Annotated in this window: 17 protein-coding genes; 6 read left to right on the forward strand and 11 right to left on the reverse strand. The window is 63.7% G+C overall.

The genetic code is table 11. The features are described from left to right. Positions 1–9 precede the first annotated feature (9 nt). Both ppnN and HU737_RS07400 read right to left on the reverse strand, forming a co-directional pair. Positions 10–1,383, reverse strand: coding sequence for a nucleotide 5'-monophosphate nucleosidase PpnN (gene ppnN / locus HU737_RS07395; protein ID WP_186553532.1), 1,374 nt, complete (start codon positions 1,381–1,383; stop codon positions 10–12). Between the two features lie 100 nt (positions 1,384–1,483). Beyond that, positions 1,484–2,545, reverse strand: a complete 1,062-nt coding sequence (locus tag HU737_RS07400) for a YeiH family protein (RefSeq protein ID WP_186553531.1) — start codon at positions 2,543–2,545, stop codon at positions 1,484–1,486. 115 nt (positions 2,546–2,660) lie between these two features. Between HU737_RS07400 and HU737_RS07405 the strand changes: the two genes are divergently transcribed. Next, the gene (locus HU737_RS07405) at positions 2,661–3,539 is read left to right on the forward strand and encodes a LysR family transcriptional regulator (RefSeq protein ID WP_186553530.1); all 879 of its coding nucleotides are present in this window, start codon (positions 2,661–2,663) and stop codon (positions 3,537–3,539) included. A gap of 49 nt (positions 3,540–3,588) precedes the next feature. Continuing rightward, a complete protein-coding gene (locus HU737_RS07410; protein WP_186553529.1) occupies positions 3,589–3,987 on the forward strand; it encodes a hypothetical protein in 399 nt (132 codons plus the stop codon). Here the strand turns inward: HU737_RS07410 and HU737_RS07415 are convergent. Then, the gene (locus tag HU737_RS07415) at positions 3,984–4,601 is read right to left on the reverse strand and encodes a LysE family transporter (protein WP_186553528.1); all 618 of its coding nucleotides are present in this window, start codon (positions 4,599–4,601) and stop codon (positions 3,984–3,986) included. The two genes, HU737_RS07410 and HU737_RS07415, sit on opposite strands and share 4 nt — an antisense overlap. 179 nt (positions 4,602–4,780) lie before the next feature. On the opposite strand from HU737_RS07415, the gene HU737_RS07420 reads away from it, so the two are divergent. From HU737_RS07420 to HU737_RS07435, 4 genes are read left to right on the forward strand one after another with little or no spacing between them, the layout of a single operon-like run. After that, positions 4,781–5,002, forward strand: coding sequence for an MbtH family protein (locus HU737_RS07420; protein ID WP_186553527.1), 222 nt, complete (start codon positions 4,781–4,783; stop codon positions 5,000–5,002). A 10-nt stretch (positions 5,003–5,012) separates the two neighbouring features. Further along, the gene (locus HU737_RS07425) at positions 5,013–5,732 is read left to right on the forward strand and encodes a thioesterase II family protein (protein WP_186553526.1); all 720 of its coding nucleotides are present in this window, start codon (positions 5,013–5,015) and stop codon (positions 5,730–5,732) included. A gap of 57 nt (positions 5,733–5,789) precedes the next feature. Beyond that, positions 5,790–6,341 carry a hydrolase gene (locus tag HU737_RS07430; protein WP_186553525.1) on the forward strand — a complete coding sequence of 184 codons (552 nt, stop codon included), beginning with the start codon at positions 5,790–5,792 and terminating at the stop codon, positions 6,339–6,341. Between the two features lie 26 nt (positions 6,342–6,367). Continuing rightward, a complete protein-coding gene (locus HU737_RS07435; protein WP_186553524.1) occupies positions 6,368–7,420 on the forward strand; it encodes a DUF1615 domain-containing protein in 1,053 nt (350 codons plus the stop codon). Positions 7,421–7,494: 74 nt separating this feature from the next. Here HU737_RS07435 and HU737_RS07440 read toward each other — a convergent pair whose 3' ends face one another. Genes HU737_RS07440 through HU737_RS07475 form a run of 8 tightly spaced genes read right to left on the reverse strand, consistent with a single transcriptional unit; the run spans position 7,495 to position 13,602 of the window. Further along, entirely contained in the window at positions 7,495–8,400 is a 906-nt protein-coding gene (locus tag HU737_RS07440) for a metal ABC transporter substrate-binding protein (protein ID WP_186553657.1), read from the reverse strand. A gap of 2 nt (positions 8,401–8,402) precedes the next feature. After that, positions 8,403–9,302: a metal ABC transporter permease gene (locus HU737_RS07445; RefSeq protein ID WP_186553523.1), complete on the reverse strand. Its 900-nt coding sequence runs from the start codon at positions 9,300–9,302 to the stop codon at positions 8,403–8,405. Then, complete coding sequence (locus HU737_RS07450; RefSeq protein WP_186553522.1) at positions 9,302–10,048, reverse strand: metal ABC transporter ATP-binding protein; 747 nt, start codon at positions 10,046–10,048, stop codon at positions 9,302–9,304. Before HU737_RS07450 ends, HU737_RS07445 begins: the two co-directional genes overlap by 1 nt. Continuing rightward, positions 10,045–10,962 carry a metal ABC transporter substrate-binding protein gene (locus tag HU737_RS07455; RefSeq protein ID WP_186553521.1) on the reverse strand — a complete coding sequence of 306 codons (918 nt, stop codon included), beginning with the start codon at positions 10,960–10,962 and terminating at the stop codon, positions 10,045–10,047. The genes HU737_RS07450 and HU737_RS07455 overlap by 4 nt, the downstream gene beginning before the upstream one ends. 15 nt (positions 10,963–10,977) lie before the next feature. Beyond that, positions 10,978–11,547, reverse strand: coding sequence for a DUF6162 family protein (locus HU737_RS07460; RefSeq protein WP_186553520.1), 570 nt, complete (start codon positions 11,545–11,547; stop codon positions 10,978–10,980). Further along, positions 11,544–11,864 (reverse strand): hypothetical protein, encoded by a 321-nt coding sequence (locus HU737_RS07465; protein ID WP_186553519.1) that lies wholly within the window; start codon positions 11,862–11,864, stop codon positions 11,544–11,546. Before HU737_RS07465 ends, HU737_RS07460 begins: the two co-directional genes overlap by 4 nt. Then, positions 11,861–12,400 carry a PA2404 family protein gene (locus HU737_RS07470; protein WP_186553518.1) on the reverse strand — a complete coding sequence of 180 codons (540 nt, stop codon included), beginning with the start codon at positions 12,398–12,400 and terminating at the stop codon, positions 11,861–11,863. The genes HU737_RS07465 and HU737_RS07470 overlap by 4 nt, the downstream gene beginning before the upstream one ends. Further along, positions 12,397–13,602, reverse strand: coding sequence for a PepSY-associated TM helix domain-containing protein (locus HU737_RS07475; protein ID WP_186553517.1), 1,206 nt, complete (start codon positions 13,600–13,602; stop codon positions 12,397–12,399). Before HU737_RS07475 ends, HU737_RS07470 begins: the two co-directional genes overlap by 4 nt. Positions 13,603–13,670 lie beyond the last annotated feature (68 nt).

A 13,670-nucleotide genomic window follows, 5' to 3' on the forward strand; every position in this document is an offset into this window, starting at 1 on the left:
CTACAACTATCAGGTCACGACCTGATAGCAAGGCACATAAGCCGCCCCACCCGGCAACTTCATCCGGTGCTGATCAACGAACGCCTGCAGCAGCCGTCCGAGCGGATCGAGCACCGCACTGTCACCGCGAATCTGATAGGGCCCATGCTCCTCGATCAGGCGGATGCCGTTGTCCTTGACGTTACCGGCAACGATCCCGGAGAACGCCCGGCGCAAGTTGGCCGCCAGCTCATGCGCCGGCAGCTCACGGCGCAGGGCCAGGTTGGCCATGTTCTCGTGGGTTGGATCGAACGGACGCTGGAAGCCTTCTTCGATCTTCAACAGCCAGTTGAAGTGGAATGCATCGTTACGCTCACGGCGGAACTGCTTGACTGCCTTGAGCCCCTCGACCATTTGCCGGGCGACTTCGGCCGGGTCATCGATGATGATCTGGTAGTGCTGCTGGGCCGCTTCGCCCAGGGTCGCGCCGACGAAGGCGTGCAACTGCTGCAGATAGGCCTCCGCACTGCGTGGGCCGGTCAGCACGACCGGGAATGGCAAGTCGTGGTTGTCCGGGTGCATGAGAATGCCCAGCAGGTAGAGGAACTCTTCTGCCGTACCGGCGCCGCCGGGGAAGATGATGATGCCGTGGCCGACCCGCACGAAGGCTTCCAGACGCTTCTCGATATCGGGCAGGATCACCAGCTCGTTGACGATCGGGTTGGGCGCTTCGGCGGCAATGATGCCCGGCTCGGTCAGGCCCAGGTAGCGGCTGCCATGCATGCGCTGCTTGGCGTGGGCAATGGTGGCGCCCTTCATCGGCCCCTTCATCACGCCTGGACCGCAGCCGGTGCAGACGTCCAGCTTGCGCAGGCCCAGCTCGTGGCCGACCTTCTTGGTGTACTGGTATTCCTCGGTGCTGATCGAGTGACCGCCCCAGCACACGACCATCTTCGGCTCCACGCCCGGGCGCAGGGTGCGGGCGTTGCGCAGCAGGTGGAAGACGTAGTCGGTGATGCCCTGGGAGCTTTCCAGGTCGATGCGCTGGCTGGCCAGCTCGCTTTCGGTGTAGACGATATCGCGCAGGGCGCTGAACAGCATTTCACGGGTGCTGGCGATCATCTCGCCATCGACGAAGGCATCGGCTGGGGCGTTGAGCAGCTCCAGGCGTACTCCGCGATCTTGCTGATGGATACGGACTTCGAAGTCTTTGTAGGCTTCAAGGATGGTCTTGGCGTTGTCGACATGCGCGCCGGTGTTGAGGATTGCCAGGGCGCATTGACGGAACAGGGTGTAGAGACTGCCGGTACCGACTTCACTCAGTTGCTGGACTTCACGTTGCGACAGCGTTTCGAGGCTGCCTTTGGGGCTGACGGATGCATTGATTACATTGCGTTGGGGCATCTAAGTCTTTCCTGTGCATGTAAAACTCCTACTTAGCCAACACCATACCGACAATTTTGCGCCGCAACGAGAGGGGCAGGGAAAAACCTGCCCCCGTTGATCATCCCAACAGCCGTTGGACACCGAGGGTGATCGCCAGGCCGCCGAACACCAGCCACAGGTTGAGGATCGCCCCCGTTGCCAACGCGCGCGGGCCGGCCTGGCGGATCTGGCTGAGGCGGGTCTCCATCCCCAGGGCGGTCATGGCCATGGTCAGGGCGAAGGTGTCGAGCTGGTTGATCGCGCTGACCGCGCCGCTTGGCAAATTCTGCAGCGAGTTGACCAGCACCAGGGCGAGGAAGCCAAAGGCAAACCATGGGACAGGGATCTTGCCATTGCCTTCGGCCTGGCCTGGGTGTTTCGCCCGGCTGATCCACACGCCCACCACCAGCAACACCGGCACCAGCAGCATTACCCGAGTCATCTTGACGATGGTCGCGACGTGGGTCACTTCAGGGCTGACATTGCTGGCAGCGCCCACCACCTGTGCCACCTCATGCAGGGTGCCACCGAAAAACAGCCCCGCGCCGAGCGTATCGAGTCGCACCCAGCCGCTATTGATCAGCAGCGGGTAAAGCAGCATCGACAGGGTGCCGAACAGCACCACGCTGCCGACCGCCATGGCGCTCTTGTGCGGCTTGGAACGCAGCGCCGATTCGAACGCGAGCACGGCCGCAGCGCCACAGATGGCACTGCCGGCGGCGGTGAGCAAGGCCGTATCGCGATCGAGCTTGAACAGTTTCATCCCCACCCCCAGGCCAATCAGCAGGGTGCTGGAAACGATCAGCAGCGACACCGTCAGCCCCGACCAGCCGACCTGGGCAATCTCCTGCAAACTCACGCGCAGACCGAACCACGCCACGGCGATGCGCAGCAGGCCGCGTGCGGAAAAATTGATGCCGGCCGCCCAACTGGGCGGCACTCCCTGGCGCAACGCGTTGCCGTACAGGGCGCCAGCGATGATGCCGACGATCAGCGGGCTGATGCCCAGGTTGGCAAAAAAAGGCAAGGCGGCCAGTTGGGTAACTGCCAGAGCGAACAAGGCGACAAACAAAATGCCATTGAGCCGCCCACGGGTATCGTGGGTAGGCGCAAGGCTGGGGGTGGCTGGGACCGTGGCCATGGTGTGTCCTCCGATCGAGGTGTTGCTGAGATGGCCTTAGGGTAATTCGGTTATAAGCTTATAAAAAATCGTCATTTGGGATGGCAAGTATCCGCTAAGCTGATATTTTCAATGGATGACCCCAGAACAGCTGATAACCTTCGCCACCGTTGCCGAGCACGGCAATATCAGTCATGCAGCACTCGCCCTGCATTTGTCGCAGCCTGCCGTGTCCGGCCAGCTCAAGCTGTTGCAGGAGGAGTTTGGCGAGCCGCTGTACCAGCGCGCCGGGCGTGGTGTACGCCTGACTGCTGCGGGCGAGCAACTGCTCGGCCACGCCCAGCGACTGCGCGAAACCTTCCGCCAGGCCCAGGCGCTGCGAGATGCACTGCGCGGCCTGGAGCGCGGTACCCTGCGCATTGGCGCCAGCACCACCCCGGCCAGCTACCTGCTGCCTTATCTGATCGCCGATTTCCGTCAGCGCTATCCAGACATCGTGGTTAGCACGGAAAACGGCAACACCGCTGAGATCGTTGCAGCGCTGGGCTCACTGGACATCGCCTTGATCGAGGGGCCACCGGGGCAGGAGCTGCCATTGGGCACGCGTGTCACTGCCTGGCGCGAGGATGAGATCGTCGCCATCGTGCCCAGTGATCATCCGCTCGCCGCAGCGGGCCAAGCGCAGACCTTGCAGGCGCTCGGTGACTACCCGCTGGTGCTGCGCGAAAGCGGCTCCGGCGTACGCCAACTGGTCGAGCGGGCTTTTGCTCGCTGCGGTGTGGCGATGCGCGTGGGGCTGGAGATTGCTGGGGTGGAAGGGGTCAAGGAGGCGGTGCGCGCGGGGATGGGGGTAGGCTTTGTCTCGGCGATGTCGATCCGTCATGAAGATGGCGCGCTGCGTCAGTTGCGCATTGCTCCTGAGCCCCTGACGCGACGGTTCTCGATATTGATGCCGCACGCCGCAACGCCGTCGCGGGTGGCAGCACGCTTCTTCCAATTGTGCGCTGAGCAGTGACTGGGCTAGCCTGCGCTGATAACTCGTGCAGGACGGCTATGCTTTTCCCATGACCAGCCCCTCCCTACGCCAACCCTGCCCGCCAGGCGCCTGCATCTGTGGTCGCGAACGCCTGGAGCAATGCCCTGCCAACGCGCAGCGTATTCTGCTGCTCACCCGCCAGGAAGAAAAACGCCTGCTCGAACGCTTGGAGAACCTCAAGGACTTGGACGACCTGCATCGCCTGCAACTGCGCTTGTACGATCAGTTGGGCATTCGCCTGAGCATTGCCCCTGGCCACAACGAAGTGCGCACCATGCGCGGTATCGTCATCGAACTGGCCGAGCAACCTGGCCTGTGCCGCAAGACCCGCCAGGCCATCCCCGCGGCAATTCGGCGGGGCCTTGAGCGTAATCCTGAAGTCGCTTACCGGCTGCTCGACGTTCACGACCTGCTGCGTGATGCCTAGCGCATCGCCGCTAATTTGATGCCAAACCCGACCAGGCATGCCCCGGCCAAGCGCTCGAGCAGGTTCGACACCTTGGGGCTGGCGCGCATGCGCTCGGCCAGGTGATGGGTCAACAGCACGGCGACCAGGCCATAGAGCAAGGTCAGCGCCGCTACCGTCACCGCCATGAAGGCGAAGGTCACTACGCCCTGGTGGCGCACCGGGTCGATGAACAGCGGGAAGAACGCCATGTAGAACATGATCGCCTTGGGATTGAGCAGGGTGATCAGCATGGTCTGGCGCAGGTAGCGACCGTTGTCCATGCGGCTTTCCCGTGGTGCGCCGCCCGGTTTGCTGAAGACCATGCGCAAGCCCAGCCAGGCCAGGTAGGCTGCGCCTGCCCACTGCACCACGTGGAAGGCTGTCGGGTAAGTTGCCAGCAGGGTTGCGACGCCGGCCACCGCCAGCCACATCAACACCTGATCGCCAAGAATCACCCCGAAAGTCGCCGCCAGGCCACCCTTGATGCCGCCTTTGCCGGTGGCGGTGATCAAGGCGAAGTTACCCGGCCCAGGGATGGCCAGGAGGATGAGGAACGCGATCACGAATGCGCCGTAGTCGGTCACGCCAAGCATGCTGATGACTCCAGGGTGGGCTGGGGAAGGTAGGACAACGATATATGCCATCATCGGCGGCGTTTGCAAAGGCACAGTGTAGGCCTGAGTTGACTAATTTTTCTGAAGCTTCCTACGTTTAGTGAAGAGCCGCCCTGCGCCGGGTGCGCAGCGGCCTTCATCATTCAAGGAGACAGGCAATGACTTCCGTATTCGACCGCGACGACATCGTGTTCCAGGTAGTGGTCAACCACGAAGAGCAGTATTCGATCTGGCCCGACTACAAGGCGATCCCCGCCGGCTGGCGCGCCGCTGGCAAGAGCGGACTGAAAAAGGACTGCCTGGCCTACATCGATGAAGTCTGGACTGACATGCGTCCGTTGAGCCTGCGCCAGAAGATGGCAGAAGCCGTGGCCCAGTGAGGCGTTATCGGTGACTGCAGTGAATCTGTTGTGCCTGCCTTACTCCGGTGCCAGCGCCATGGTTTACAACCGCTGGCGGCGCAAGCTGCCGGCCTGGTTGCAGGTGCGGCCGGTTGAGCTGCCTGGGCGCGGTGCGCGCATGGGCGAAGCCTTGCACACCGACATGCAGGCCCTGGCCAGGCAGCTCGCCAGCGAGCAGCGCCTGGCCGCCAGCACGCCCTACGCGTTGCTTGGCCATAGCTTGGGCGCGCTGCTGGCCTTCGAGCTTGCCCATGAGTTGCAGGCACTGGGCTGTGCGCCGCCGCTGGCGTTGTTTGCCTGCGGCACTGCGGCGCCGACCCGGCGCGAGGACTACGACGGCAAGAACTGGCGTGTTGAGAAAAGCGACGACGAGTTGATCGCCGAGCTGCGCGAGCTGCAAGGCACTCCGGAAGAAGTCTTGGCCCATGCTGAGCTGATGAGCCTGACCCTGCCCATTCTGCGCGCTGACTTCCTCCTGTGTGGTCACTATGCCTACCGTCAGCGGCCAGCGTTGCGCTGCCCGCTGCATGTATTGGGCGGCGCAGATGACCGGGCCAGTGAAGAGCAGCTGTTGGCCTGGGGCCAGGAAACGCTGGCTGAGTTTTCCTTGCAGACCTTCCCAGGCGGACACTTCTTCATTCATGAGCACGAGGAGCGGGTCCTGGCCGTGTTGGCCCAAGCGCTCGCGCCGCATCGCCTGAGCGCTTGATTGACGGCGTCTCTTGCATGGGCGAGGCTTGAGCTTTTCCCAGGCAAGAGGCTGACAATGCTGATCGATCCGCACAAGGCCACGCTGTTGGTGGTCGACATCCAGGAAAAGCTCATCGGCGCCATGAGCGATCCACAGGGCACGCGCGCGCGGGCACGCTGGCTGCTCGCGGCGAGCGCCGAGCTGGAGCTGCCGACAGTGATTTCCGAGCAGTATCCCAAAGGCCTCGGGCCGACCTTGGCTGAGCTCAAGGCGGCCTCGCCTGGCGCCCAGATCGTCGAGAAAAACCACTTCTCCTGTGTGGCCGCGCAATGCTTGCCGGCCAGTCTGCTCGAGCGTGAGCAGGTGATCGTCTGTGGTATGGAAACCCACGTCTGCGTGCTGCAGACCGTGCTCGGCCTGCGTGCGCTGGGCAAGCAGGTATTCGTGGTCGAGGACGCCTGCGACAGCCGCACCCCGGCCAGTAAAGCCGCAGGCCTGGCGCGCATGCGCGATGCTGGCGCCCAGCTGGTGACTGGCGAAATGGTGCTGTTCGAGCTGATGGGCAGCGCTAGCCATCCGCTGTTTCGCCACATCAGCAAGACCTACCTGGTCGGTGAGCAGCCCTGAACGCGCGTATTGCAACGGCAGGGCTGATGGTGCTGGCGCTGCTGCAGGGTTGTGCCGGGCGGCGCGAGGAACAACAGGCTGCTGATCCTGCCCAGGTACGTGCCCAGTTGATGCGCCTGCTGCCTGCCCAGGTCAAGGACCGCCAGGGCTGGGCGCAGGACATCCAAACCGCCTTCCAAGCCCAGCACATCACCGCAAGCAAGAGCAATCTCTGCGCGGTCTTGGCGGTGACCGAGCAGGAGTCGACCTTCAGCGCTGACCCGCAAGTGCCCAATCTTGGGCGGATCGCACGCCAGGAGATCGATCGACGGGCAGCCCGACTGCACATTCCCCGGCTGCTGGTCGATGGCGCGCTGAATACCCCCTCTGCCAACGGCAAGACCTACCAGCAACGCCTGCTCGCCGTGCGCAGTGAAAAGCAACTGAGTGCGCTGTTCGATGATTTCATCGCCGGACTGCCGCTTGGGCGCACCTTGCTCGATGGCCTCAACCCGGTGCACACCGGCGGGCCGATGCAGGTCAGCATCGCGTTCGCCGAACGCCATGCCAAGGACTACCCGTACAGCTATGCCGGGACGATTCGCCAGGAAGTGTTCAGTCGGCGCGGCGGCATGTATTTCGGCATCGCCCATCTACTGGGCTATCCGGCCAACTACCAGCGCCAGCTGTATCGCTTCGCCGACTTCAATGCCGGTTGGTACGCCAGCCGCGATGCGGCGTTCCAGGCTGCCTTGAGCCAGGTGACGGGGATTAAGTTGGCGCTCGATGGCGACTTGATCGCGCCGGGGGCCATCATGCCCGGCAGCACCGAGCAGGCAGCGCGCAAACTGGGGCGCCAGCTTGGCCTGCGCAATACCCAGATTCGCAGCCAGCTGGAGGAGAGCGACAGCCTCGAGTTTGAACACACCGAGCTGTATCGCGGGGTGTTTGCCCTGGCCGATGCCAAGGCGGGCAAGCAAGTGCCACGGGCGGTGTTGCCGGGGATCGAGCTCAAGAGCCCGAAGATAACCCGCAAGCTGACCACGGCGTGGTTTGCAGGGCGAGTGGATGAGCGCTATGAACGTTGCATGAGGCGCTAGCCCGGCGGCGCGCAATTGGCGCATAAGGTGTTGCAGCGCCGCCGAAGAGGCCCGTGAGGGCCTCTCTACCTACATCAGCCTTGACTCAATGCCCCGACCACCTGCTCGACACTGGCTTTGAGCCCGGCCAGGGTATCTTCAGGATCGCTATCGACCACCAGCAGCTTGGCGCCAGCGGCCTTGATCACCTCAGCTACAGCCGGATCAGGTTGGCGGTGGTGCAGCACCAGCGCCACGTCCTGGCCCTTGAGGTTATCGGCCAAGGCCTTGAGCGCCGCCTCATCCCATTTGTCCTCGGCCGGCAACGGCTGATCGACCACATCCAGGTTCAGTCCGCTGGCCAGATAGCCCAGGCGTTCCGACAAGCTGACCACGCTGAGGTTGTCAGCCTCGGCCAAGCGGCTCTGGCTGCTTGAAATCAGTTCCAGCATCTGCCGCTTGAGGGTGGCGAGGTTGGCCTGGATCTTGTCCTTGTCAGCGGGCGACAGGCGCTCCAGGTCACTGGCCATGACATCGGCCATGCGCCCCAGGTTGGTCGGGTTGAGCCATGGATAACCGGCAAAGGCATCGTCACCCTGTACCGCGATGCCTGGCAGGGCGCCGTCGACCGGCCGCGCTGCATCGATCTCGACGATGCGGATGTTGCTGCGCCGGGCCATTGGATACAGCGGGTCATCGCGCCAGATCGAGCGCAGGCCAATTACCGCATCGGCCTGCTGCGCGGCTTTGTGCAGGCTCGCCCCGCCACGGCCGCTGAAGTACGAAGGCTGGCGGGTCGCCGGCAGGTTGGCCGGCGCGGCACGCTTGAGCTGCACCGAGGTGCCGTCGAGCAGGCTGGCGGCCAGGCTATGGGTCACCGGCAAGGTGGTCAGCACGCTGGTGGCGGCGCTGTTTTGCGCGCGCGCCGCAGGTTGCGCCGCCAACGCCAGGCCAGGCAGGCCAGCCAGGGCGAGGGCCAGGGTCAGATGCTTGAGGTTCAGGGTCATGCCGGGTTTCCTTGCAGGCGGGGGACGAGTGCGCGGGCCAGCGCGGCGAGGGCGAAGCAGACACCGGCGACCAGGATGATCGCAGCGCCCGACGGCACCGGCAGGTCGAAGACGATCGGCAGCAGGATGCCGCACAGGGTGCTCAAGGTCGCGATCACTACCGAGATGAAGAAAAAGCCCTTGAGCGACTGGCTCACCAGGCGTGCGGCAGCGGCGGGAATCACCAGCAGCGCGCCGACCAGGATGGCGCCAATGACTTTCACCGAGGCCACGGTGACCAGGGTCACCAGCACCACGAACAGGTAGTCCAGGGTCTTTACCGCAACCCCACGCACCGCCGCCAGCTGCGGGTTGAAGCTGGCCAGCATGATCCGGTTGTACAGCGGCAGGGCCAAGGCCAGCACCAGGATCGCAACGATCCCCAGCACCACCAGGTCCTGGGCGCTGACCGTCAGCACCGAGCCGAACAGCACGTTTTCCAGGATGTGCACGTTGATCTTGCCCGCCAGCATCAGCAGCAGGCTTGCACCGAGCGCCAGCGACACCGACAAGAACACCCCGATCAGAGTGTCCGGCGACAGCCCGGTGCGGTTACGCAGGAAGTTGAGCAGGATGCCGAACAGCAGGCAGTAGCCGAACAGGCTGCCATACGGGCCGGTGTAGGGCTCGCCGAGCAGGATGCCGATGGCCACCCCGGTCAAGGCTGCGTGGCCGACTGCTTCGGAGAAGAAGGCAAAACGCTTGACCACCACCAGGGTGCCCAGGCCGCCCAGCACCGGGCCGATCATCAGGCCGGCGATCAGGGCATTGATCACGAAACCGTAGGCCAGCGCCTCCGGTAAGTAGCCAGCGCTGGCCCATTCCTGGACCAGTTGGCGGAAGGCTTCAAAGCTCATCAGGCGAGGCTCTCGCTGCGGGGGTGAACGGAGAACAGCCCGAGCAGGCGTTCTGGGGTCAGGGCCTGGGCCGGCGGGGCGTCGAACAGCACCTTGCGGTTCAGTCCGGTGACCCGATCGGCCAGGCGCAGCACCGCTTCCAGGTCGTGCTCGATCCACAGCACGGTGGTGCCGGCCTGGCGCCAGCTGTGCAGCAGTTGCTCGAACACCTGGATGCCGGCCTCGTCCAAGGCCGACATCGGCTCGTCCAGCACCAGCAGTTGCGGCTCAGGGATCAACCCTTGGGCGAGCAGCACGCGCTGGCGCTCGCCGCCAGAGAGCGCGCCCATGCGCCGTTTGCGCTTGTCGAGCATGCCGACCCGCGCAAGCGCTGCGTCGATGGCCGGTTGCACGCGCCGCGACAGGCCGAGGAAGGCCGGGCGGCGCTGGCACATGGCGGCCATGAAGTCGTCCACGGTCATCGGCAGGCCCCGATCGAACTCCAATGCCTGGGGCACGTAGCCGATCACTTCGTGCTCGCTCGGCCAATTCAAGGTCAGCTGCCCTTGATGGGGCATCTGCCCGAGCAAGGTCTTGATCAACGAGCTCTTGCCGCCGCCATTGGGCCCGACGATGGCGTGCACGCTGCCTGGTGTGACGTTGAACGCGACCTGTTCAAGAATGCGCGTGCGGCCCAGGGTCAGGTCGATGCCGGCAAACTCGATGCGCGGTCCGCTGGCGACGGTGAGGTTGGCCGCCGCAGTCATGCGCGGTTCTCCTGGATGGCCTTGACCACGGTATCGAGGTTGCGCTTCATCTCCACCTCGTATTTTTCCTTGGTGTATTCGCCGTAGGAAATGTGCGTCAGCGGGTACAGGTGCACGCCGGATTCACGCTGGATGGTTTCGACGTAGGCAGAGGGGAAGTCCATCTCCGAGAAGATCACCTTGACGTCCAGTGCCTTGAGCTGGTCGATGGTTTTCTTCAGCTGCGCAGGGCTGGGTTCGATACCGTGGGCTGGCTCGACCACGGCAGTGACTTCCAGGCCAAAGTCGCGCACCAGGTAGTCATAGGCGGCGTGGATGGTGGCCACGCGAAACTCGGCATTGGGCGCCTCGGTTACCTTGGCCAGGGCGTCGGCGCGCAGCTTGCGCAGGCGCTTGGCATAGGCGCGGGCGTTCTGCGTGTAGAACTTGGCGTTGTCCGGGTCGATCTTGCCCAGCTCGCGGGCGATGTTGTTGACCTGGGCGATGGTGGCGCTGATCGACAGGAAAGTGTGCGGATTGACGACCTTGCCGGCGCCGCGTGCAGCGATGCCGGTGGCGGCCAGCAGCGGCACGTTGGCGTTCGATTCGATGGTCTTGATCTGCGGTTTTTCGCTGGCGGCGATCATCCGGTCGGCAAAGTCATCGTGGCCAACGCCATTGAGCACGATCACGTCCAGGGTGCCGATGCGCTTGATGTCTTCGGCGCGCGGCTCGTAGGCGTGTGGATTGAACCCGGCCGGAATCAGCGGCACCACCTCGGCCTTGTCGCCGACGATGTTGCTTACGTAGCTGTAGTAAGGGTGCAGGGTGATGCCGATTCGCAGGGGTTTGCCGTTCTCGGCCTGGGCCAGGGCCGGCAGGGCGCAGGCCAGGAGCAGGGCGAAGACGCGGCGAACGAAGACGGAGCGCAGCATGGGGAGTCCTTGGATTCAGTGACGGTGTTGGCGGGTGACCCCGGCGTCGTAGTGGCTGACGATTTGCTGCCAGCCGGCGGCGATCAGTGCTTCCTGGCCCAGATCGTCCGGCACCAGCGCTGCGCTGTCGCGACGCAGCCAGACGTCGGCCTGGCCATCGGCGTTAGCCGGCAGGATCAGCAGGAAGCTGCCGGCTACCTGGGCATCCTGGCTGCTTCCCAGGTAGGCGCCGGCGGCAAGCCACTGCCACTGATGACGGCCACGGCTGTCGCTGCTGGCATCGTTGACGAAGGGCGGCAGGCCCTCTTCAGCGAGCGCGGTGACCGTTGGCGCTGCAGTGTTTTCTTCACGCAGCATCTGGATCTCGTCAAACGCTACCCACAGGTCTGTGAAAACACCTTGTTCGGCGGCATTCAGGTCGCGGCGGGCATCGATCTGGTGGTTGGCGATGCTGACCTCGTCCTCGCGTTCGCCGCGCAGCCCGACCACGGTGGCCGCCAGCAGCACGATCAACAATGCGCTCAGCAGCACATACAGCGTTTCATGCCCGGCACCGGCCGGGCGGATGACCTGGGCGCGGCTCATGGCTCGCCTATATCGGCATAGTCGACTTCAACCACATGGCCCGGGCCGGCATCGAACAGCACGTAGAACTCGCCGTCGGGGCGCTTGAAGGTCAGGGTCGAGTCATCGCCCAGTTTGCTGCCGACCAGCACCTGCTCGTCATAGCCGATGACATCCAAGGTCACACCCGGTGCGCCGCTGCCATCGGAGAAACCGCCGGTGCATTTGATCTGGTCGCTGCCGACCGGCTCGCATTCGCACATCGGGTTGTGCGCCAGGGCAGGGGCGGCAGCGACGAGCAGCAGGGGCAGGGCCAGCCTGCGCATCAGGTGTTTCATTTCTTGCCTCCTTGTTTTTCGAGCCAGGCCACAGTGGCCGGCGATGCTTTGGCCAGCGCCACCGGCGCCTGGTGCATGCTGCCGTCCCAGCCTTCGATGGTGATCCAGATCTGCGCATCAGGTTTGGTGCGCGGGGGCACCGGCAGTGAGGTCGCCATGCGGTACGGTGCGCCAAAGAAGATGGTGCCCGCAGCGCGCAGGCTGCGCGGCTTGCCTATGCGCAGGTAAACCGCCTTGACGTCCTTGAGGCAGGCTTTGCACAGCGCTGCGTTGAACAGTTTGAAATAGCCTGCCGGACCGTCCGCCCTGGGCGCTTCATCGCGCATTTCGGCCAGATCCAGGGTGTACGGGCCGACCTGGATGGCGCTTTGCTGATTGGCCCCCAGGCCGCTGTCGCCCCGGAACATCGCCGCATCGGCAAAGTACTTGGGCATAAAGCCCAGCGGAATCAGGATCAGCAGGATGTTCAGGTGAAAGCGCCACTTCAGCCAGAATTGCTTCAACGGGCTTGCGGGCAGGGCTTGGGCCTTGCTCATGGCTGGACCTCCACAGGGGTTTCAACGCGTGCTTTACGTGAGGCAGGTGCACGTTCGCTGCGCTTGAGGGCGGCGGCGGTCGCCTGGGCGGTGCGCTTGGTCCAGATCAGCAGGCCGCTGAGGACCATCAAGGTCAGGACCAGGCCGAAGAAGAACCAGACCAGCTTGATGGCCAGGCCGCCAAAGTCGCCGGTGTGCAGCGGGCGCATCGATTCGGTGACGAACTCCAGGGTCGAGCGGTCCTCGAGCAGGAACTTACTGTCGACGGTGCGCGTGTAGGGGTTGACCGCGGCGGTCTGGTACATCAGCGGATACCAGCCGCGACCGCCCATGCTGACATGGCTATAGGACGTCGCGGGCATCATGATAAAGCTGATATCCAGGCCCGGGATGGCGGTGGTTGCAATGCGCGCAGCCTCATCCAGGTCAATGCGTGGCGCCGGGCTGCCATCAGCGGTCTGCGGCACATCTTCGCGGGAAATCACTGGCACCACCGGCTCGGTGGAAATGGTGATGTGATTGTCAGACAGGATCGCCTGGATAAGGAACCAGATACCGGTAATCGAAATGACCGCAATGAACCAGATTGACCAGACCCCCGCCAGGCGGTGCACATCACCCCAAAAGATGCGCGAACCGTGGCCGGTGCGCAGCGGCTTGAAAAAGCCTTTCCAGAACTTCTTGTAGACCACCAGGCCGGTTACCAAGGATGCCAGCATCGGCAGCCCGAGCAGCGATACCAGATACCAGCCCCAGCTAAAGCCGTTGGTGAAGGGCACCAGCCACCAGCCATGCAACGCGCGAGTGAACGCCTCGAAGTTGAAGTCGGGGACCTTGCCCTGGATAGCACCGGTATAAGGGTTCACATACAGCGTCGGTGTGGTGCCATCAGGGTTGGTGACATTGGCGGTCAAGGCAAAGTGCGAGCCGTCAGGCTGCACCAGCCTGCGCACGGCCATCTCCGGCTCGGCCTTGTGCATGGCATCGAGAATCTGCTGGAAGCTCAAGCGCTGGGCGTCGTCACTAGGCTTGCTGGCGCGCACGTCCGGGTTGGCCAGCCAGACGATCTCCTGGCTGACCACCGCGAGCATGCCGGTGAAGCACACGATCAGGACAAAGAACCAGATCGGCAGGGCGAGCCAACTGTGCACCAGAAACCACAGCTTGGACTTGGACTTCTTAGTTTTGGTTGATTGGGCCATCGGTCATCTTCTGAAAATGAGGGTCGAGCGCATGCTCAACCTGTAAGGCTGCATTATTAAGGACGAAT

It is taken from the genome of Pseudomonas urmiensis, assembly GCF_014268815.2.
GTDB classification, from domain to species: domain Bacteria; phylum Pseudomonadota; class Gammaproteobacteria; order Pseudomonadales; family Pseudomonadaceae; genus Aquipseudomonas; species Aquipseudomonas urmiensis.